The 19,596-nt window shown below is 72.0% G+C and carries 22 protein-coding genes; 19 read left to right on the top strand and 3 right to left on the bottom strand.

The features are described from left to right. Nucleotides 1-85 precede the first annotated feature (85 nt). The gene (locus IE290_RS13520; protein WP_191244879.1) at nucleotides 86-454 is read right to left on the bottom strand and encodes an SSI family serine proteinase inhibitor; all 369 of its coding nucleotides are present in this window, start codon (nucleotides 452-454) and stop codon (nucleotides 86-88) included. A 35-nt stretch (nucleotides 455-489) separates the two neighbouring features. After that, nucleotides 490-2,106 (bottom strand): PucR family transcriptional regulator, encoded by a 1,617-nt coding sequence (locus IE290_RS13515; protein WP_191244878.1) that lies wholly within the window; start codon nucleotides 2,104-2,106, stop codon nucleotides 490-492. Nucleotides 2,107-2,207: 101 nt separating this feature from the next. On the opposite strand from IE290_RS13515, the gene IE290_RS13510 reads away from it, so the two are divergent. From IE290_RS13510 to IE290_RS13420, 19 genes are all read left to right on the top strand, one after another. Then, nucleotides 2,208-3,506 carry an aspartate aminotransferase family protein gene (locus IE290_RS13510; RefSeq protein WP_191244877.1) on the top strand — a complete coding sequence of 433 codons (1,299 nt, stop codon included), beginning with the start codon at nucleotides 2,208-2,210 and terminating at the stop codon, nucleotides 3,504-3,506. Beyond that, nucleotides 3,503-4,993, top strand: coding sequence for a CoA-acylating methylmalonate-semialdehyde dehydrogenase (locus IE290_RS13505; RefSeq protein ID WP_191244876.1), 1,491 nt, complete (start codon nucleotides 3,503-3,505; stop codon nucleotides 4,991-4,993). Before IE290_RS13510 ends, IE290_RS13505 begins: the two co-directional genes overlap by 4 nt. Before the next feature lie 87 nt (nucleotides 4,994-5,080). Beyond that, nucleotides 5,081-6,106, top strand: coding sequence for a heat-inducible transcriptional repressor HrcA (gene hrcA, locus IE290_RS13500; RefSeq protein ID WP_191244875.1), 1,026 nt, complete (start codon nucleotides 5,081-5,083; stop codon nucleotides 6,104-6,106). A gap of 36 nt (nucleotides 6,107-6,142) precedes the next feature. Then, nucleotides 6,143-7,303 (top strand): molecular chaperone DnaJ, encoded by a 1,161-nt coding sequence (gene dnaJ, locus IE290_RS13495; RefSeq protein WP_191244874.1) that lies wholly within the window; start codon nucleotides 6,143-6,145, stop codon nucleotides 7,301-7,303. Further along, nucleotides 7,303-8,055 carry a 16S rRNA (uracil(1498)-N(3))-methyltransferase gene (locus IE290_RS13490; RefSeq protein ID WP_191244873.1) on the top strand — a complete coding sequence of 251 codons (753 nt, stop codon included), beginning with the start codon at nucleotides 7,303-7,305 and terminating at the stop codon, nucleotides 8,053-8,055. The genes dnaJ and IE290_RS13490 overlap by 1 nt, the downstream gene beginning before the upstream one ends. 537 nt (nucleotides 8,056-8,592) lie before the next feature. Further along, a complete protein-coding gene (locus IE290_RS13485) occupies nucleotides 8,593-8,952 on the top strand; it encodes a histidine triad nucleotide-binding protein (RefSeq protein ID WP_094008862.1) in 360 nt (119 codons plus the stop codon). 90 nt (nucleotides 8,953-9,042) lie between these two features. Continuing rightward, nucleotides 9,043-10,137 (top strand): PhoH family protein, encoded by a 1,095-nt coding sequence (locus IE290_RS13480; RefSeq protein ID WP_094008863.1) that lies wholly within the window; start codon nucleotides 9,043-9,045, stop codon nucleotides 10,135-10,137. A 2-nt stretch (nucleotides 10,138-10,139) separates the two neighbouring features. Continuing rightward, the gene (gene ybeY / locus IE290_RS13475) at nucleotides 10,140-10,688 is read left to right on the top strand and encodes an rRNA maturation RNase YbeY (protein ID WP_191244872.1); all 549 of its coding nucleotides are present in this window, start codon (nucleotides 10,140-10,142) and stop codon (nucleotides 10,686-10,688) included. 11 nt (nucleotides 10,689-10,699) lie between these two features. Next, nucleotides 10,700-12,037 carry a hemolysin family protein gene (locus IE290_RS13470; protein ID WP_191244871.1) on the top strand — a complete coding sequence of 446 codons (1,338 nt, stop codon included), beginning with the start codon at nucleotides 10,700-10,702 and terminating at the stop codon, nucleotides 12,035-12,037. Then, entirely contained in the window at nucleotides 12,030-12,362 is a 333-nt protein-coding gene (locus tag IE290_RS13465) for a cytidine deaminase-like protein (protein ID WP_191244870.1), read from the top strand. Before IE290_RS13470 ends, IE290_RS13465 begins: the two co-directional genes overlap by 8 nt. After that, nucleotides 12,359-13,252: a GTPase Era gene (era, locus tag IE290_RS13460; RefSeq protein WP_191244869.1), complete on the top strand. Its 894-nt coding sequence runs from the start codon at nucleotides 12,359-12,361 to the stop codon at nucleotides 13,250-13,252. The genes IE290_RS13465 and era overlap by 4 nt, the downstream gene beginning before the upstream one ends. A gap of 71 nt (nucleotides 13,253-13,323) precedes the next feature. Then, nucleotides 13,324-14,070 carry an RDD family protein gene (locus tag IE290_RS13455; RefSeq protein WP_191244868.1) on the top strand — a complete coding sequence of 249 codons (747 nt, stop codon included), beginning with the start codon at nucleotides 13,324-13,326 and terminating at the stop codon, nucleotides 14,068-14,070. Nucleotides 14,071-14,074: 4 nt separating this feature from the next. Beyond that, entirely contained in the window at nucleotides 14,075-14,491 is a 417-nt protein-coding gene (locus IE290_RS13450) for a DUF2752 domain-containing protein (protein WP_191244867.1), read from the top strand. Nucleotides 14,492-14,503: 12 nt separating this feature from the next. Further along, a complete protein-coding gene (recO, locus tag IE290_RS13445; RefSeq protein WP_191244866.1) occupies nucleotides 14,504-15,259 on the top strand; it encodes a DNA repair protein RecO in 756 nt (251 codons plus the stop codon). A gap of 37 nt (nucleotides 15,260-15,296) precedes the next feature. After that, the gene (locus IE290_RS13440; RefSeq protein WP_191244865.1) at nucleotides 15,297-16,115 is read left to right on the top strand and encodes an isoprenyl transferase; all 819 of its coding nucleotides are present in this window, start codon (nucleotides 15,297-15,299) and stop codon (nucleotides 16,113-16,115) included. Further along, nucleotides 16,112-16,516, top strand: a complete 405-nt coding sequence (locus tag IE290_RS13435) for a hypothetical protein (RefSeq protein WP_191244864.1) — start codon at nucleotides 16,112-16,114, stop codon at nucleotides 16,514-16,516. Before IE290_RS13440 ends, IE290_RS13435 begins: the two co-directional genes overlap by 4 nt. Before the next feature lie 544 nt (nucleotides 16,517-17,060). Beyond that, entirely contained in the window at nucleotides 17,061-18,071 is a 1,011-nt protein-coding gene (locus IE290_RS13430) for a permease (RefSeq protein ID WP_191244863.1), read from the top strand. Then, nucleotides 18,068-18,427 carry a hypothetical protein gene (locus IE290_RS13425; protein WP_191244862.1) on the top strand — a complete coding sequence of 120 codons (360 nt, stop codon included), beginning with the start codon at nucleotides 18,068-18,070 and terminating at the stop codon, nucleotides 18,425-18,427. The genes IE290_RS13430 and IE290_RS13425 overlap by 4 nt, the downstream gene beginning before the upstream one ends. A 12-nt stretch (nucleotides 18,428-18,439) precedes the next feature. Continuing rightward, nucleotides 18,440-19,162 carry a TIGR03943 family putative permease subunit gene (locus tag IE290_RS13420; protein ID WP_191244861.1) on the top strand — a complete coding sequence of 241 codons (723 nt, stop codon included), beginning with the start codon at nucleotides 18,440-18,442 and terminating at the stop codon, nucleotides 19,160-19,162. On the opposite strand, the gene IE290_RS13415 is transcribed toward IE290_RS13420, so the two are convergent. Continuing rightward, nucleotides 19,159-19,575 (bottom strand): nuclear transport factor 2 family protein, encoded by a 417-nt coding sequence (locus IE290_RS13415; protein WP_191244860.1) that lies wholly within the window; start codon nucleotides 19,573-19,575, stop codon nucleotides 19,159-19,161. The two genes, IE290_RS13420 and IE290_RS13415, sit on opposite strands and share 4 nt — an antisense overlap. Nucleotides 19,576-19,596 lie beyond the last annotated feature (21 nt).

Below are 19,596 nucleotides of genomic sequence, written 5' to 3'. Positions count from 1 at the left end.
GTCGATTGCGCCCGGCGCGGGCCGGTGCATCACCCGGACGTGCAAGCCATTCGTGACAGCCGGTCAATCTGGCTGAAACACGGACTCAGAATTCGAAGACCCCGGCGGACTCCGCGGCCGCGGCGCACTTGTTGCCGAAGGTGTGGGTGTAGACCACCGGTTTGCCGCGCCAGTGGCCCCTGGCGGTGGCCGTGACCGGGCTGTAGATCATCGGGCACACCGTCGCCTCGCCGGGGATGCGGTCGATGTCGCCGTCCACAGTGGTCAGCGTCGTGCAGGCCTTGACCTTGCCGGGGTGGCTGCCGCCGGCCGGGTGGCAGTCCAGGCTCACGGTGACGACCCGGCCCGCGGCGTCCTGCAGGGAGAGCATGAGGCTGGCCGCGGGTGCCTGGGCCGGCGGCGCGGCCAGGGCCAGGACCGACGCGGCGGCGGGGAGTAGGGCGGAAAGAGGCATATCGGGGCTATCGGCTGCTCGGGGGCGGATCTGTGTTACCGGTTCGGGTGATCGTCGGACAGATCATGGGCCAGCAGCGCGAGGTAGAGCGACAGCATCGATTCAGGGTCCTCCAGCGGCACGCCGAGCACCTGCTCGATGCGGGCGAGCTGCTGGTAGTAGGCGGTGCGGGAGGTGTGCGCCGCCGCGGCCGCCGCGGACTTGTTGCCGCCGTGCTCGCAGTAGTGCCGCAGGGCCTGGACCAGCCGCGTGCCCGACGCCGCGTCCCTCGACAGCAGGGGGCCCAGCTCGCGCTCGGCGAACGCGCGCACCCGCTCGTCGTCGGCGAGCAGGTGCAGCAGCCCGCGCAACCGGACGTCCTGCAGGCGGTGCACCTCGCGGTCGGTGTCCGAGCGCAGCGCCGCCGCGGCGACGTGCGCGGCCTCTACCAGGCTCCGGCGGGCGTCGGCCCCGGCGTCGACCACGGTGCCGGCGGCCAGCACCACCGGCACCGACGTGGGCCGCGCGCGCAGCTCCGCGGACAGCCGGCTCAGCACCGCGTCGACGTTGGCCTGCGGCGACAGCGACAGCAGCGCACGCACGCTGACGTCGTCGACGACCGCCACGAGCGCGGACACCTTCGCCCGGCGGGTGGCCAGGGAGACGGTCTCGGCGAGGTCGCGCAGCACGGTCGGCGCGGACGCCGCCTGGCGCTGCGACGCGGTCATCCGCGGCCGGACCGCGACGCCGACCAGCCGACCGGACAACGGCGAACCCAGCGCGGCCGCGCGGGCCAGCAGCTCGGTGGACGGGGCGGGCGAGGTCATCAGCTCGGCGAGCACCGCGCGGTGCGCCTGCCGCTCCAGGCTGTCGGCCTCGCGCGCGACCAGCCGGTGCACCGCGAGCGCGGACGCCGCCCGCTCGGCGACCACCACGTGCCGGTCCGGCGGCGGGTCGTCGCACACGATCACCAGCCGTCCCCAGTCGTGCCCGCGCGCGCCGACGACGGTGACCAGCCAGCCCGCGTCGGCGTGGTAGCCGGTGCGCTCGCCCAGGTGCACGGTGCGGGAGCGGGCCGGCCACCCGGTCAGCAGCTCGGCCGGATCGCTGCCCGCCGAGTCGTAGGCGAGCACCTCGTGCGCCAGGGTCTCCAGCACGACCGGTGACTCGGTCATGCGCGCGACCTCGCGCAGCACCTCGGCCGGTTCCGCGCCCGCGACGGTGAGTTGCGTGAACACCTGGTGCACGTGCTCGGCGGCCCGCAGCTCGGCGACCTGGGCGTCCACGATCAGCCCGTTCACCGCCTCGGTGACCGCGACGTAGCGGGTCTCGCGGGACAGCGTGATCAGCGGTAGCTCGTGCCGCGCGGCGGCGTCGACCAGGGCGCGGGGCAGGGCATCGCTCCAGTGCCGGACCAGCTCGACGACCAGCCCGGCGGCTCCGGCCTCGGCGAGCCCGTCCACGTACTTGGTCAGCTCGGCGGCGTCGTCCGGCAGCGCGATCCCGGTGGTCAGGACCAGTTCCCCGCCCTTGAGCAGGTGCCCGATGTCGGCGACCTCGGCGACGTGCACCCACCGCACGCGGGTGTCCAGCTTCCGCCCGCCCGCGACGACCTTCGGACGGCCGTGCCGCAGCACCGGCAGGGCCAGCACGTCCGCGACCGTGGGGTACAAGCGCCACCTCCTCCGCCGAAAGCAGACTGTACGGCCGATCCGGCCATTGGGTACATGTTGTGTGTGGTGGCCGGGCGCGACGGCCACCGAGACTGGCGGGCATGAGCGAATCGGAGCTGCTGGCCCGGCACCGGGCGGTCCTGCCGAACTGGCTGGCCCTGTACTACGACGAGCCCCTGGAGATCGTGCGAGCGCAGGGGAGGCGGGTCACCGATTCCTCCGGAACCACCTATCTGGACTTCTTCGCGGGCATCCTCACGAACGCCATCGGCTACGACATCGCCGAGATCTCCGACGCCATCCGCGCCCAGGTCGACTCCGGCGTCCTGCACACCTCGACGCTGTACCTGATCCGCAAGCAGGTCGAGCTGGCCGAGCAGATCGCGCAGCTGTCCGGCATCCCGGACGCGAAGGTGTTCTTCACCAACTCCGGCACCGAGGCCAACGAGACCGCGCTGATGCTCGCGACGCAGTACCGCCGCTCCAACCAGGTGCTCGCGATGCGCAACAGCTACCACGGCCGGGCGTTCGCCACGATCGGCATCACTGGCAACCGCGGCTGGTCGGCCAGCTCGCTGTCCCCGGTCAAGGTCAGCTACGTGCACGGCGGCTACCGCTACCGGGACGCGTTCCGGAACCTCTCCGACGCCGACTACGTGCGTGCCTGCACCGACGACCTCCGCGACGTCCTGGAGACCACCACCTCGGGCGACGTGGCCGCGTTGATCGCCGAGCCGATCCAGGGCGTCGGCGGGTTCAACGTGCCGCCGGACGGGTTGTTCGCCGCGTTCAAGGAAGTTCTCGACTCCTACGGGATCCTGCTGATCTCGGACGAGGTCCAGACCGGCTGGGGCCGCACCGGCGAGCACTTCTGGGGCATCCAGGCGCACGGCGTGACCCCGGACGCGATGACGTTCGCCAAGGGACTGGGCAACGGGCTGGCGATCGGCGGGGTCGTCGCGCGGGGCGACCTGATGGACTCGATCACCGCCAACTCGATCTCGACCTTCGGCGGCAACCCCGTGTCGACCGCGGGCGCGAAGGCGACGCTGGACTACCTGCTCAGCCACGACCTGCAGGGCAACGCGGCGAAGCAGGGCGCGCGGCTGCTGACCGGGTTGCGCGACATCGCCGAGCACTACGACGTCGTCGGCGACGTGCGCGGCAAGGGCCTGATGATCGGCGTCGAGCTGGACGAGCCGGACGGGTCGCCGAGCCCGGAGTCCGCCCGCCTGGTGCTGGAGGAGACCCGCGCCCGTGGTCTGCTGGTGGGCAAGGGCGGGCTGCACGGCAACGTGATCCGATTGGCGCCGCCGATGACCCTGACCGACGATGAAACCGGCGAAGCGCTCGAAATCCTCCGGGAGTCGATCGCCGCCGTGCAGGAGGCGCGGAAGTGACGCAGCGGATCAGCCACTGGATCGACGGCAAGACGTGGGCTGGGGTAGCGGACCGGACCGGGGAGGTGTTCGACCCCGCCACCGGTGAAGTGCGCGCTCGCGTGGACTTCGCCGGTGGCGGGCAGGTGGAGGAGGCCGTCGCGGCGGCCGCGCGTGCCTTCCCCGGCTGGCGGGACACCTCGCTGGCGGCGCGGTCGCGGGTGCTGTTCTCCTTCCGCGAGCTGCTCACCGAGCGGAAGGACGAGCTGGCCGCGATCATCACCGCCGAGCACGGCAAGGTCTTGTCGGACGCGGCCGGGGAGATCGCCCGCGCCATCGAGAACGTCGAGTACGCCTGCGGCGCGCCGCAGATGCTCAAGGGCGGGTTCAGCGAGAACGCCTCCACCGGCGTGGACGTGTACTCGATCGCGCAGCCGCTCGGCGTGGTCGGGGTGATCTCGCCGTTCAACTTCCCGGCGATGGTGCCCCTGTGGTTCGTGCCCAACGCGCTGGCCTGCGGCAACACGGTCGTGCTCAAGCCGAGCGAGAAGGACCCGTCGGCGTCGCTGTTCATCGCCGAGCTGTTCGCCGAGGCCGGGTTGCCCGACGGTGTGCTCAACGTGCTGCAGGGGGACAAGGTCGCGGTCGACGGACTGCTGACGCATCCGACGGTGAAGGCGATCTCGTTCGTCGGCTCGACGCCGATCGCGCGGTACGTCTACGAGACGGCCACTTCGCACGGCAAGCGGGTGCAGGCGCTGGGCGGGGCGAAGAACCACATGGTCGTGCTGCCCGACGCCGACCTCGACCTGGCCGCCGACGCCGCGGTGTCGGCCGGGTTCGGGTCGGCGGGGGAGCGCTGCATGGCAGTGTCCGTGGTCGTCGCGGTGGATCCGATCGCGGACGAACTGGTCGCCAAGATCGCGTCGCGGATGGGTTCGCTGACGGTCGGCGACGGCCGTTCGCCGGAGTCGGAGATGGGCCCGCTGGTCACCGCAGCGCACCGGGACCGGGTGCGGTCCTATGTGGAGGCCGGCGTGGCGGCGGGCGCGTCGCTGGTCGTGGACGGCCGGTCGGTTTCGGTGTCCGGCGGCGGGTTCTGGCTCGGCCCGACGCTGTTCGACCGGGTGCGCACCGACATGTCGATCTACACCGACGAGATCTTCGGCCCGGTGCTGTCGGTGGTCCGCGCCGGCAGCTACGACGACGCGCTGGCGCTGGTGAACGCGAACGCCTACGGCAACGGCACGGCGATCTTCACCAACGACGGCCGGGCGGCGCGGCGGTTCCAGAACGAGGTCGAAGTCGGGATGGTCGGGCTCAACGTGCCCATCCCGGTGCCCGTCGGGTACTACTCCTTCGGCGGCTGGAAGGACTCCCTCTTCGGCGACAGCCACGCCTACGGGCCGGAGGGGTTCCACTTCTTCACCCGGACCAAGGTCGTCACCTCGCGCTGGCCGGACCCCTCCCAGGGCGGGGTGAACCTGGGCTTCCCGCGCAACTCCTGAGCGCCCGCTCACCGAGCTGGGACACGCCGCCCCCGCCTTCCGTAAACTCGTGGTGAGATACCGCCCGGAGGAGTTCGGAGGTGAGGCGTGCCCAGCTCGGAGGAGCGTCGCTTCGAGGTCCTGCGCGCCATCGTCGCGGACTACGTGTCGACCCATGAACCGGTCGGCTCGAAGGCTCTCGTGGACCGGCACAGCCTCGGCGTGTCCAGCGCGACGGTGCGCAACGACATGGCCGTGCTGGAGGAGGAGGGGTACATCACCCAGCCCCACACCAGCGCCGGCCGCATCCCCACGGACAAGGGGTACCGGCTGTTCGTCGACAAGTTGTCCGAGGTCAAGCCGCTGAGCCCGGCCGAGCGGCGCGCCATCATCAGCTTCCTGGACGGGGCGCTGGACCTGGACGACGTGTTGCGCCGGTCGGTGCGGCTGCTCGCGCAGCTGACCCGGCAGGTCGCGGTCATCCAGTACCCGACGATGTCGAACTCGAGCCTGCGCCACCTGGAAGTGGTGCCGCTCACACCGGCGCGCCTGATGCTGGTGATCATCACCGACGCCGGGCGGGTGGACCAGCGCACGGTGGACCTCGGCGACGTGATGACCGAGGAGAACGTCGCCCGCATCCGCGAGATGCTCAACGCCGCACTGGCCGGCCGCCGCCTCACCGACGCCGCCTCGCGGGTCACCGAGCTGCCCGACCAGGCGCCCGGCGAGCTGCGCGACGCGCTGGTGCGGATCTGCACGTTGCTGGTCGAGCACCTGGTCGAGCACCCCGAGGAACGCCTGGTCCTGGGCGGCACGGCCAACCTCACCCGCAGCGTCGCCGACTTCCCCGGATCGCTGCGCCAGGTGCTCGAGGCCCTCGAGGAACAGGTCGTGGTGCTCAAGCTGCTCGCCGCGGCGCGCAACCCCGGTGCGGTGACCGTGCGCATCGGTGAAGAGAATGAGGACGAGCAGATGCGCAGCACCTCGGTCGTGTCGATCGGCTACGGCAAGAACGACATGCTGCTCGGCGGTATGGGTGTGGTCGGTCCGACCCGGATGGACTACCCCGGCACGATCGCCGCGGTGCGCGCGGTGGCCAACTACGTGGGGCAGATCCTGGCCGGAGGCTAGCCAGGGTGATGCTTGTCTAGGAGGACGGTTCAGAAGGTGGCCAGGGACTACTACGGCATCCTCGGGGTGCCCAAGAACGCGAGTGATCAGGAGATCAAGCGCGCCTACCGCAAGCTCGCCCGCGAGCTGCACCCCGACGTCAACCCGTCCGAGGACGCCCAGCACAAGTTCAGCGAGGTCACCACGGCCTACGAGGTCCTGTCGGACCCGCAGAAGCGCAAGATCGTGGACCTCGGCGGCGACCCGCTGGACAACGGCGCGCGCGCCGGTGGTGCCGGCGACCCGTTCGGCGGGTTCGGTGGTCTCGGCGACATCATGGACGCCTTCTTCGGTGCGGCCACCGGTGGCGGCCGCGGACGCGGCCCGCGCAGCCGGGTCCAGCCGGGCTCGGACGCGCTGATCCGGATCAGCCTGAGCCTCGAGGAGTGCGCGACCGGGGTCGACAAGGAGATCACGGTCGACACGGCGGTGCTGTGCGACCAGTGCCACGGCAACGGCACGGCGCCCGGTGGCACGGTCAAGACCTGCGACACGTGTGGCGGGCAGGGCGAGATCCAGTCGGTGCAGCGGTCGTTCCTCGGCCAGGTCGTCACGTCGCGGCCGTGCCCGGTGTGCCGCGGCTTCGGCGAGGTCATCACCGACCCGTGCCGCCAGTGCGGTGGCGACGGCCGGGTGCGCGCGCGTCGTTCGGTGACGGCGAAGATCCCGGCCGGGGTGGGCGACGGGATGCGGATCCGGTTGTCGGCGCAGGGTGAGGTCGGTCCCGGTGGTGGCCCGGCCGGCGACCTCTACATCGAGGTCGACGAGGAGCCGCACGAGGTGTTCGTGCGCGAGGGCCACGACCTGCACTGCAACCTGCGCATCCCGATGACCGCGGCCGCGCTGGGCGCGACGGTGCCGCTGGAGACGCTGATCGACGGCGAGTACGAGCTGTCGGTCGACCCGGGCACCCAGGCGGGCACCGAGCTGGTGCTGGCCGGGATGGGCATGCCGCGGCTGCGGTCGTCCGGGCGGGTCGACGGGCGCGGTGACCTGCACGTCCACGTGGACGTCACGGTGCCCACCAAGCTCGACGACGCCCAGCGCGAGCTGCTGCAGCAGCTGGCCCAGCTGCGCGGCGAGGAGTCCGGGATGACGTCCAACGGGCGGCACCAGGGCGGGCTGTTCTCGAAGCTGCGCGCCAAGAGCCACAAGTAATGCCGTCCACCACGCCGCCGGTGTTCCTCGTGACGGAGCTTCCGGCGGGTCCGTCGCTGGTGCTGGACGGCGAGGAGGCCCGGCACGCGGCGACCGTGCGGCGCATGCGGGCGGGGGAGCGGCTGGTCGTGTCGGACGGCCGGGGCTCCGCCGCGGAGTGCGTGATCGCGGAGGTCCGGCCCGGCCGCGAGCCGGTGCTGGACCTGTCGGTGTCGCGGCGGTGGACCGAGCCGGAGCCCGCGGTGCGGGTCGTCGTGGCGCAGGCGCTGGCCAAGGGCGACCGCGGTGAGCTGGCGGTGGAGCTCGCGACGGAGGCCGGGGCGGACGAGATCCTGCCGTGGCGCGCCGAGCGGAGCGTGGTGCGCTGGGAGGAGGGCCCGCGCGGGGCGAAGGCGCTGGCCCGCTGGCAGAACACGGCCCGCGCGGCGGCCAAACAGGCCCGGCGGGCGTGGGTGCCGCCGGTGCGCGAGCCGGTGACCACGGCCGAGCTGGCGGCGGTGGCCGCGCGGGCGGCCTGCGCGGTGGTGCTGGAGGGCAGCGCCTCGCAGCGGCTGACCGAGCTGACGCTGCCCGACGCCGGTGACGTGTTGCTGGTGGTGGGCCCGGAGGGCGGCATCACGGACGGCGAGCTGGAGGCGCTGACCGCGGAGGGCGCCCTCGCGGTCCGCCTGGGCCCGACGGTGCTGCGCACCTCGACCGCGGCGGCGGTGGCGCTGGGCGCCCTGGGCGCGATGACGTCCCGCTGGGCCTGATCGCCCAGGTGGCGCCGGCGGGCCGCCACGGGCCGCGCTGACCGCCCGCTGGTCCTACCCCCCGCCCGCGGTGCCGGGCTGGGCCGTGGCGGCCGCGTCCCTCTGGGGACCCTGGGCGCGGCGGCCCCCCCCGATCGCCGTCCCGCCCAACCCCCGAACCCCGTCCGCCGCCCCGGACGCCCCGCGATCGTCACGCACCGTGACCGCCGCCTCGAGCACACCACCCCGGGCGGAGCAGCCGCGAACCCTCGCTCCGACCGGCGCGAACCCGCATTCGCGTACCGCCCGTCTTCGGAACCTGGAAAAAATTGGGTGTCGACTGTGGCGCATGGGGCGCCGCACCCATTACCCTGACCCACACGACACCTGGGGTCGCCCCCGGGTGCCCAAAGCCCCGCCGGACACCTCCCCCCTCGGTCCGGCGGAGCCGCGGAGGCGGTGGAGCGACCCCCAGGCTCCACCGCCCCGCGGCGTCTCCCGCGATCCGCGACTTCCCTTGTCCCACCGGGCATCCCGGCACGCGATAGGGTTCGCCCCATGAGTGATGCCGAGACGTTGTTCGAGCGGATCATCGCGGGCGAGATTCCGAGCGACAAGGTGTACGAAACCGAAACAACTTTCGCGTTTCGCGATATCCAGCCGCAGGCTCGCGTGCACGTGCTCGTCGTGCCGAAGAAGCGTTACCGCAATGTCGCCGAGCTGGCCGCGGCCGATCCGCAACTGCTGTCCGACGTGCTGACCACCGCCGCGAAGGTCGCCGAACTGGAGGGCATCGCCGAGTCGGGCTACCGCGTGGTCTTCAACACGGAGGGTGACGCCGGCCAGACCGTGTTCCACGTGCACGCGCACGTCCTGGGCGGGGAGCAGCTCGGGTTCTTCGGGCGACTCGCGAAGTAACCGACTGCGCGTCCCCTGCCCGGCCCGCTAGCATCGATGGGGTAAGCAGGAAGCGAGCAGCGGACACGCAGAAGGCAGGCCCGAGGACACTTGGCCGGAACCGCACAGGGTGGAGCCGCCCGATCGGACGTTCCCGACAGCGCCGGGGACGTCACTGAGACCACCGGAACCGCACGGAGCACACGCAGCGCCCAGTCCCGGTTCCCCATCCCGGACGGCGCCGTGCTGACGCTGCTCGGATCCCGCGACGAGAACCTGCGGGTCGCCGAGGAACTGCTGGCCGCCGACGTGCACGTCCGGGGCAACGAGGTCACCCTCACCGGGGAGCCCGCGGACGTCGCGTTCGGCGAGCGCGTGTTCGCCGAGCTGGTCGCCCTGGCCGGGCGCGGCCAGCAGGTCGGCCCGGACACCGTCCGCCGCACCGTCGGCATGCTCTCGGCGGGCGGCACGGAGTCGCCGGCCGAGGTGCTCAGCATGGACATCCTGTCCCGGCGCGGCCGCACCATCCGCCCCAAGACGCTGAACCAGAAGCGCTACGTCGACGCCATCGACAAGCACACGATCGTGTTCGGGGTCGGCCCGGCCGGCACCGGCAAGACGTACCTGGCGATGGCGAAGGCCGTGCAGGCGCTGCAGGCCAAGCAGATCACCCGGATCATCCTCACCCGCCCCGCGGTCGAGGCCGGGGAGCGGCTCGGCTTCCTGCCGGGCACGCTGTCCGAGAAGATCGACCCGTACCTGCGGCCGCTCTACGACGCGCTGCACGACATGGTCGACCCGGACTCGATCCCGCGCCTGATCCAGGCCGGCACGATTGAGATCGCGCCGCTGGCCTACATGCGCGGCCGCACCCTCAACGACGCGTTCATCATCCTCGACGAGGCGCAGAACACCACGCCCGAGCAGATGAAGATGTTCCTCACCCGGCTCGGCTTCGGCTCGAAGATCGTGGTGACCGGCGACATCACGCAGGTCGACCTGCCGACCGGGCAGAAGTCGGGGCTGCGGGTGGTGCGTGACATCCTGGAAGGCGTGGAAGACTTGCATTTCGCCACGCTGACCAGCTCCGACGTGGTGCGCCACCGGCTGGTCGGGGACATCGTGGACGCCTACGAGAAGTGGCAGGCCGAGCAGGACGCCGAACGCGGCACCGGGACCGGCAACGGCTGGCGGGGCCGGCACTGAGCATGACCATCGAGATCGCGAACGAGTCCGGTGTCGCGGTGGACGAGACGTCGATCGTCTCCGCCGCGCGCTTCGCGCTGGACCGCATGGAGGTCAGCCCGCTCGCCGAGCTGTCGGTGGTGCTGGTGACCCTCGACGTCATGTCCGACCTGCACGAACGCTGGATGGACCTGCCCGGTCCCACCGACGTCATGGCCTTCCCGATGGACGAGCTGGACGCCGCCCGCCGCCCGGACGCCGGTGACCCGTCGCCGGCGCTGCTCGGCGACATCGTGCTGTGCCCGGCCTTCGCCAGGGACCAGGCCCGCACCGCCGGCCACTCGCTGCTCGACGAGCTGCACCTGCTCACCGTGCACGGCGTGCTGCACCTGCTCGGCTACGACCACGCCGAACCCGCCGAGGGGCGCGAGATGTTCGGGCTGCAGAAGCGGATCCTCGCCGACTTCCAGGCCGCGGTCGCCGAGGCCAAGCGGCGCGACGCGCAGCGCACGGCCGACGACCGGCTGCTGGGGGCCGCGGGCCTGGACGGCCCGGCCGACACCGAGAGCTGAGGCCGCCGGAGATGGCGAGTTCGGCCGCTCTCCTGGTCATCGCCGTGGCGCTGGTACTGCTCGGCGGCGTGCTCGCGGCCGCCGACGCGGCGGTCAGCAGCGTGTCGAAGGCCCGCGCCGAGGGGCTGATCCGGATGGGCCGCCCCGGCGCCCGCCAGCTGGCCATGGTGATCGACGAGCGGCGACGGCACATCAACCTGCTCGTGCTGCTGCGGCTGGGCTGCGAGCTCACCGCGACGGTGCTGGTCACCGTGGTGTTCCTGCGGTGGATCAAGCCGGAGGCGCTGGCGGTGGTGGTGGCCGCGCTGGTGATGCTGCTGGTCAGCTACGTCCTCATCGGCGTCGGGCCGCGCACGATCGGCCGCCAGCACCCCTACCGCGTCGGCACGCTGGTGGCCTGGCCGGTGCGGGTGCTCGGGTCGATCCTCGGGCCGCTGTCCCGGTTGCTGATCATCATCGGCAACGCGATCACGCCCGGCCAGGGCTTCCGCGAGGGCCCGTTCACCACGGAAATCGAGCTGCGCGAGCTGGTCGACCTGGCCGAGGAGCGCGGGGTGGTGGAGCCGGGCGAGCGGCAGATGATCCACTCGGTGTTCGAGCTGGGCGACACGGTCGCGCGCGAGGTCATGGTGCCGCGCACCGAGATCATCTGGATCGAACAGACCAAGAGCGTCCGGCAGGCGCTGGCCCTGTCGCTGCGCACCGGCTTCACGCGGCTGCCGGTGATCGGTGAGTCGGTGGACGACATCGTCGGCGTGGTCAACATCAAGGACCTGGTGCGCGCGCAGCTCGAGGGCGGCGAGGCCAAGCCGGTGGCGGACCTGATGTACCCGGCGAGCTTCGTGCCCGACTCCAAGCGCCTGGACGACCTGCTGCGCGAGATGCAGGTGTCGCACAACCACCTGGCCGTCGCGGTCGACGAGTACGGCGGCACCGCGGGCCTGCTGACCATCGAGGACATCCTGGAGGAGATCGTCGGTGAGATCACCGACGAGTCCGACCTGGAGGAGCGGCCACCGGTCGAGCACCTCGACGACCGCACGGTGCGGGTGTCCGCGCGGCTGGGCGTCGGCGACCTGGGCGAACTGTTCGGGCTGGAGCTGGAGGACCACGACGTGGAGACCGTCGGCGGCCTGCTCGCGCAGCGGCTCGGCCGGGTGCCGCTGCCCGGCGCCGAGGCCGAGGTGGACGGGCTGCGGCTGCACGCCGAGGGCGGCAAGGACCGCCGCGGCCGGATGCGGATCACGACCGTGGTGGTGCAGGCGGAGAGCGACGAGCTGGCCGGACGTAGGGTGCGTACCGGAAACGGTGACCACGACGAGGCCGACAGGAGTGTGGACCATGCCTGAGCTGGACCCGGAGGACGAGAAGATCGTCATCCTCGCCCGATCCGCGCGGGCGCGGAACAACTCCGCCGAGGGCGCCGCGGTGCGCGACACCGACGGCCGCACCTACGCGGCCACCACGGTCGACCTGCCCTCGTTCAAGATCACCGCGCTGCAGGCGGCGGTCGCGGCCGCAGTGTCCAGCGGGGCGGAGGGCCTGGAGGCGGCCGCGGTCGTCACGGCCGAGCCGTTCGTGGCCGAGGCGTCCGTGCAGGCCGTGCGCGACCTGGCGAAGACGGCGACGATCCTGCGGGCCGACCCGTCCGGAACCGTGCAGGAAGTGCTGTGACCCACCGCTCCGGCTTCGCCTGCTTCGTCGGCCGTCCCAACGCCGGCAAGTCGACCCTGACCAACTCGCTGGTCGGCACCAAGGTCGCGATCACCTCGAGCAAGCCGCAGACCACCCGGCACGCCATCCGCGGCATCGTCCACCGCGACGACGCCCAGCTGGTCATCGTGGACACGCCGGGCGTGCACAAGCCGCGGACGCTGCTCGGGCAGCGGCTCAACGACGTCGTGCGCGAAACCTGGTCCGAAGTGGACGTCGTCGGGTTCTGCGTGCCGGCCGACGAGAAGGTCGGCCCCGGCGACCGCTACATCGCCAGCGAGCTGCGCAAGGTCGCCCAGCGCACGCCGGTGATCGGGATCGTCACCAAGACCGACCTGGCCAAGCCGGAGCAGATCGCCGAGCAGCTGCTGGCGCTGCAGGACGTGCTGGACTTCGAGGAGCTGATCCCGGTGTCCGCCGTGGACGGTTTCCAGGTCAAGCAGCTGGAGGACCTGCTCGTCGCGCGGCTGCCGGAGGGCCCGCAGCTCTACCCGGACGGCGACCTGACCGACGAACCCGAGCAGACGCTGGTGGCGGAGCTGATCCGGGAAGCGGCGCTGGAAGGCGTGCGCGACGAGCTGCCGCACTCCATCGCGGTGACCGTGGAGGAGATGCTGCCGCGCGAGGACAAGCGGGACCTGCTCGACATCTACGCGACGGTGTACGTCGAGCGACCCAGCCAGAAGGGCATCATCCTGGGCCACCAGGGCGAGCGCATGAAGGCGGTGGGCGCGCAGGCGCGGCAGCAGATCCAGAAGCTGCTGGGCACGAAGGTCTACCTCAACCTGCACGTGAAGGTCGCGAAGGACTGGCAGCGCGACCCGAAGCAGTTGCGCCGCCTGGGGTTCTAGCCGGTTCCCCGCCCGCTCCGGATCACCGGGTACGCTGCCGCCCGACGTGATCCACTCCGAGGGGGAATCCAGTGACCAATCCCTACGATCAGCAGCCGGGCCAGCAGCCCTACGGGCAGTACCCGCAGACCGGTCAGCAGCCCTACGGCCAGCCCTCGGGCGGGTTCCAGCAGCCGTATCCGCAGCCCGGGTACCCCCAGTCCGGTTACCCCCAGCCCGGTTATCCGCAGAGCCCGGCGTACGGGATGCCGCAGGGGCATCCCGGGCAGCCGCCGTACGGCCGCGTCCCGCCCATGCCGGGACAGGCGCACATCGTCGTGCCGGGTTCGCAGATCCAGTTCCGGCACACGCCGCCGCTCGTGCTCGCCACGATGGGCAGCCGCTTCCTCGCGCGGGTCGTGGACGGCCTGATCATCGGGGTGCCGCTGACGATCCTGGTGCTGATCCTGCAGCTCGCGGTGCTCGCCGGTGACCCGGACACGTGGTGGATCTTCTTCCTGTTCCTGCCGCTGACGTCGCTGTCGGTGCTGGTGTACGAGGGCACGATGCTCGCCACGCGCGGCGCGACGGTGGGCAAGAACGTGGCCGGCATCCGGGTAGTCACCGAGCAGTCGGCGGGGCAGCCGGGCGCCGGGATCGGCGGTGGGCCGGCGTTCACCCGGCTGGCCACGATGGTGCTGCCGGGCCTCATCCCGTGCATCGGTGGGCTGGTGGAGCTGCTGGTGGTCCTCTCGCCGTTCTTCGACGAGCAGGCGCGGCAGGGCTGGCACGACAAGGCCGCGAAGACTTACGCCATCTCGACGAAGGCGATGTACTGAGGTCATGACGGTGCGGCGGTCGTGGCGGAGCGTGCGGGTCACGCCCGCCGTGGCCGTCGCCGGTCTCGCGGCCGGAGCGGCGCTCGGCACGGGGGTGCTCCGGATCCCGTGCTGGTTCCACGCCCTGACCGGTCTGGACTGCCCGTTCTGCGGGGGCAGCCGGGCACTGGGTGCGTTGTTGCACGGCGACGTGGTCGCGGCCCTGTCGTACAACGCGTTCGCGCTGGTGGTGCTCTTTCCGCTGGCGGTGGTCACGCTGGTCGCGGCGGTCCGGTGGGAGGCGGGCCGGGCCCGGCGGTGGTGGCCGGCCGGTGCCCGGGGACGGTGGCTCACGCTGGGCGTCGCCGGTCTCGCGCTCGTGTGGTGGGTCGCGCGAAACCTGCCGTTCGCGCCGTTCACCGGCTTGTCCGCGTACGCGTGAGACCATGGAGACGTGAGTCTTTATCGCGACACCGGCGTGGTGCTGCGGGTCCACAAGCTGGGTGAGGCGGACCGCATCATCACCTTCCTCACGCGGCGCTACGGCAAGGTCCGGGCCGTCGCGAAGGGGGTGCGCCGCACGACGTCGCGGTTCGGGGCGCGGCTGGAGCCGTTCGGGCACGTCGACGTGCAGTTCTACACCGGCCGCTCGCTGGACGTGATCACGCAGGTCCAGACGGTCGACGCGTTCGCGCTGCCGCTCGTGGGCGACTACCAGCGCTACACGGCGGCCAGCGCGATCGCCGAGACCGCCGACCGGCTCACCGTCGAGGAGGGTGAGCCGGCGATGCGGCTGTACCTGCTGGTCGTCGGGGCGCTGCGGGCGCTGGCCGACGGTCAGCGGGACCCTTCGCTGGTCCTGGACGCGTTCCTGCTGCGCGCGATGTCCTTCGCCGGGTGGGCGCCCGCCATCACCGAGTGCGCCCGCTGCGGCCTGCCCGGCCCGCACGCCGCGTTCAACGTGCAGGCCGGCGGCTCGCTGTGCGGCGACTGCCGGGTGGCGGGTTCGGTGCACCCGGCGCCGGAGGTGCTGGTGCTGCTGGAGTCGCTGCTGCACGGCGACTGGGACGTCGCGGAGGCGTCGGTCCAGGCGACCCGCCGGGACGCGAGCGGCATCGTGGCCGCTCACCTGCAGTGGCACCTGGAACGGCAGCTGAAGTCGTTGCCGCTCGTCGAGAGGCGTGCCAGGGAGCTCCAGCCGGGCAAGTAGGGTCGGAAGCCGCAACCCGAGGCAGTGGGAGGATCAGGTGCGGCTCAAGGCACGTGCGGCGAGTTCGGCTGCGGTGGAACTGCGGGCGCCGGACCCGCACCCGTCCGGCGCGAAGCCGCCGGCGATCCCGCGCGAGCTGGTGCCCAACCACGTCGCCCTGGTGATGGACGGCAACGGCCGCTGGGCCAACCAGCGGGGCCTGCCGCGGATCGAGGGGCACAAGCGCGGTGAGGCCGTGATGATCGATGTCGCCAGCGGGGCGGTCGAGCTCGGCGTCAAGTGGCTCTCGGTGTACGCGTTCTCGACGGAGAACTGGAAGCGCAGCCCCGACGAGGTGCGGTTCCTGATGGGCTTCAACCGCGACACGATCCGCCGTCAGGTCGACTACCTGGGCTCGATCGGTGTGCGGATCCGGTGGGCCGGGCGCGCGCCGCGGCTGTGGCGCAGCGTCATCAAGGAGCTGCAGGCCGCCGAGGAGAAGACCAAGCACAACACGCTGATGAACATGACGATGTGCGTGAACTACGGCGGGCGCGCGGAGATCGCCGACGCGGCTCGCCGGGTCGCGAAGCTCGCCGCCGAGGGTAAGATCAACCCGGACAAGGTGGACGAGCGGATGCTCGCGAAGTACATGTACCAGCCGGACATGCCGGACGTGGACCTGTTCCTGCGGCCCTCCGGTGAGCTGCGGACGTCGAACTTCATGCTCTGGCAGTCGGCCTACGCGGAGTTCGTCTTCCAGGACACGCTCTTCCCGGACTTCGACCGCCGTCAGCTGTGGGCCGCGTGCGAGGAGTACGCGCGCCGGGACCGCCGGTTCGGGGCCGCGGTGGACGCGGCGAAGGGGGCGTCGTGAACACGGAGGCGGCGGACACGGCGGAGCTGCTGAGCCGGGCCCGGGAAGCGCTCGAGACGTACCTGGAAGTCCACGTCGACGACGACGGCGCGTTGACGTTCTCCCACAACGGTGTCCCTTGCGTGGTGCAGTCGACGCAGCTCGCGGAGGGCCTGACGGTGCTCAGCCTGACCTGCGTGGTCGGCTGGGACCTGCCCGACGACCCGGCCTTCGCGGCGAAGGCGGCCGAACGGGCGGGGCAGGGCCTGTTCGGAACGCTGGGGGTGCAGCACGCGGAGCGCGGGCTGGACCTGACGCTGCGGTACGCCTTTCCGGCGCAGGGGCTGGAGATCCCCGCGCTGGGAACGCTGCTGATGCTGGTGGTCTCCACGGCTTCGCAGCTACGCGCCGAACTGACCTGACCCGCCACGGCCGGTTTGCGGGGTATTGGGCTCGCGACTGCCAGTGTTGCCGCCGGTGATCCACCGGCCACACTGCCTTGCCCCCTCGCGTTGCCTGCTGCCCTGACTGCCCGCAGCCCACGGGTGTGAACCAGGTTCCTCTTCAGGCACCGCTGCCCTGCGTCGCCTGGGACTGCCTGCGGCCCACCTGTCCGAACCAGGCCCGTCCTCGGACCCAGCCAAGCGGCTGCCCGTTGCCTGGCCGCGCCCCAGCCGACCACCACATTCGGCATCCCGCAGCCGGGCCAGCCCAACCGGCCCGGCCCAGCCCAACCCAACCCGGCCCGGCCCAGTCCCGCCCAACCCGGCCCACCAGCTGAACCCCCTCCCCGCCACCCCAGCGCGTCCCCCGACCACCTCCCACCAGTCGCACGCGCACGAACTGTCCACTCGTGCACCGAACCTCTCCACGAAATGACCATCTCGTACCCCTCAGCGCACGAGATGGTCCACTCGTCGACCCGGCTCGCCGTTCCGGTCGCCCCTCCCTGGCAGTATCGGCCCGGTGAGCGAAGTACTGGACCGAACCGAGCCCGAGGGCAAGCGGCGCCGGGGGCGGGTCACCTCCATCGAGGTGCTCTGCGCCCTCCTGGTCGTCGCCGTCCTCGGGCAGGGCTGGCTGCGCGACGTGCTCGACGTGCCGGCCCTGCGGACCGGCTCCACGGTGTTCGTCGCGGTGTGTGTGCAGGCCCTGCCGTTCCTCGTGCTCGGCGTGCTGATCAGCGGGGCGATCGCGGGGTTCGTCCCGGCGCGCGTCCTGCGCCGGGTCATCCCGCGGAACCAGGCCGGCGCCGTGGGCGTCGCGGGCCTGGCCGGGGTCGCCCTGCCCGGCTGCGAGTGCGCGTCGGTGCCGGTGGCGCGCCGCCTGATCGGCCAGGGCGTCGCCCCGGCCGCCGCGCTCACCTTCCTGCTCGCGGCCCCGGCGGTGAACCCGGTGGTGCTCGTCGCCACCGCGGTCGCCTTCCCCGGGCAGCCGGAGATGGTGCTCGCCCGATTCCTCGGCTCGTTCGCGACCGCCGTCGTCATGGGCCTGCTCTGGGCGCGGTGGGGCAAGCTCGACTGGATCGTCCAGCGCGCCCTGGAACGGCTGCCCGAGGGCGGCGGCAAGTGGCGCACCTTCGCCGAGACGGCACGCGCCGACCTGGTCGAGTCGGCCGGATTCCTGGTGCTCGGCGCGCTCATCGCCGCCGCCATGAACGTCCTCGTGCCCGCCGCCTGGTTCGAGGTGCTCAGCAACCAGATCGTGCTGGGCGTGCTGGTGATGGCCGTCCTCGCGGTCGTGCTCGCCCTGTGCAGCGAGGCCGACGCGTTCGTGGCCGCCTCGCTCACCGCGCTCCCGCTGCTGCCACGGCTGGTGTTCCTGGTGGTCGGCCCGGCGATCGACGTGAAGCTGTTCGCGCTGCAGGCGGGCACCTTCGGACGTTCGTTCGCGGTACGGTTCGCCCCGGTGACGTTCGTCGTGGCGACCGCCTGCGCGGTGATCGTCGGGGTCCTCGTCCTGGGAGGTGCCAGATGATCCAGCAACAGCCGCGGGCCGGGCTCGCCGTGGCGTCGGCCGCGCTCGGCGCCGTCGGGATCGTGATGGCGATGTCGGTGTGGGTGACCTGGGCGTTCGTCCGGCCGCGCGCCGGGGACGCGCTGCCGTCACCGCTGGCCGTCGTGCTCACGCTGGTGCTCGGCGCGCTGTGGGTCCTGATCCTCGTGTTGGCGGTGCTGGCGGTCCTGTTCGGCGTCCTCAGCCGCAACGCCCCGGGTGGGCTGGCGCGCTCCGGGATCGCGTTCGGGGCGGTCGCCGCACTGCTCGCGATGGCCGGTGCCGTCGCGTTCGTGGTGTCCGCGGCCGACTGGCTGACCATCGTGCCGGCACGGTAGGGGAGGGACCTGGTGCGTCGCGAAACGCAGAACATCCTGCTGGTGCTGCTCGGCGGGGCGCTGCTCAAGATCGGCGTCAACGGCGACTACCTGCGCTACGTCAAACCCGCGCAGCAGCCGTGGGTGGTTGCCGGGGGAGCGGTGATCCTGTTGCTCGGCGCGGTCGCGATCGTGCGGGACGTGCTGGCCGCCCGCCAGGCCACGGCGGTCACCGCCGGGCACGACCACCACCATCCGGCGCGGTCGGCGTGGCTGCTCGTCGTCCCGGTGCTGGCGGTGTTCCTGGTCGCCCCGCCCGCGCTCGGCTCGGACTCGGTCATCCGCACCTCGGCGGGCGCGCCCCGCTCGGCGGTCGCCCAGGACGCGGCCGCCTTCCCGCCGCTGCCGGCCGGGGACGTGGTGCCACTGACCCTCACCGAGTTCGTCACCCGCGCCGGCTGGGACTCCCGCGACTCGCTCAACGGCCGCACCGTCCGGCTGAGCGGTTTCGTCGTGCACGCCAAGGAGGGGGTGCTGCTGGCGCGGATGGTGATCCGGTGCTGCGCGGCCGACGCCTCCCCGATGACGGTCCGCCTGACCGGCCCGCAGGCGGCCCGCTTCCCGGACGACAGCTGGCTGGAGGTGACGGGCCGGCTCGTCCCCGGCACGGCGACCGCCGCGAACGGCTACACCCCGGACGTCACGGTCACCGCACTGCAGCCGATCCCCGCACCCCAGGACGCCTATGAGTACTAGCCCAGCTCCGGCGGTTCGCCCCCGGTGTGCGCGAACAACTTGTTCACGATCTTCCAGGTCCCGCTGATGCGCGCCAGGGACAGGTAGTCGAGGAAGGAGACCGTTCCCCAATAGCCTTCCTCGGCCACGGTCACGAACGCCGCGTCGCCGGTCTGCTGCACCGAGAGGATGCGCGCTCGGTAGTTCCCGGTGTCCGCCGGAGCACTCGCGACCATCTCGGCCAGATCCGAGATCGGCACGTCGTACCGTTCACCGGCCAGTGAGCCGAACATGCGGGCGTCCTGGTGGAACGCCTCCCGCACCTTGCCGGCGTCGCCGGTCGCCTCGCCGTCGAGGCACAGCTGAACGGCCCGGCAGATCGCGTCGTAGTCGTCGACCGTGGTCGTGGTGGATTCGCTGATTGCGTGAGCCATGCGTCGTCCTCCTCACCCGAG

The organism is Amycolatopsis deserti (genome assembly GCF_014653945.1).
GTDB classification, from domain to species: domain Bacteria; phylum Actinomycetota; class Actinomycetes; order Mycobacteriales; family Pseudonocardiaceae; genus Amycolatopsis_E; species Amycolatopsis_E deserti.
This window is presented reverse-complemented; position numbering and strand designations above follow the sequence as displayed.

Coding starts and splice junctions, on each gene's coding strand:
- IE290_RS13490 (WP_191244873.1), top strand. CDS start 7,303: ATGCCGTCCACCACGCCGCCGGTGTTCCTCGTGACGGAGCTTCCGGCG.
- IE290_RS13425 (WP_191244862.1), top strand. CDS start 18,068: ATGATCCAGCAACAGCCGCGGGCCGGGCTCGCCGTGGCGTCGGCCGCG.
- IE290_RS13520 (WP_191244879.1), bottom strand. CDS start 454: ATGCCTCTTTCCGCCCTACTCCCCGCCGCCGCGTCGGTCCTGGCCCTG.
- IE290_RS13485 (WP_094008862.1), top strand. CDS start 8,593: ATGAGTGATGCCGAGACGTTGTTCGAGCGGATCATCGCGGGCGAGATT.
- IE290_RS13415 (WP_191244860.1), bottom strand. CDS start 19,575: ATGGCTCACGCAATCAGCGAATCCACCACGACCACGGTCGACGACTAC.
- IE290_RS13450 (WP_191244867.1), top strand. CDS start 14,075: ATGACGGTGCGGCGGTCGTGGCGGAGCGTGCGGGTCACGCCCGCCGTG.
- ybeY (WP_191244872.1), top strand. CDS start 10,140: ATGACCATCGAGATCGCGAACGAGTCCGGTGTCGCGGTGGACGAGACG.
- IE290_RS13470 (WP_191244871.1), top strand. CDS start 10,700: ATGGCGAGTTCGGCCGCTCTCCTGGTCATCGCCGTGGCGCTGGTACTG.
- IE290_RS13510 (WP_191244877.1), top strand. CDS start 2,208: ATGAGCGAATCGGAGCTGCTGGCCCGGCACCGGGCGGTCCTGCCGAAC.
- IE290_RS13465 (WP_191244870.1), top strand. CDS start 12,030: ATGCCTGAGCTGGACCCGGAGGACGAGAAGATCGTCATCCTCGCCCGA.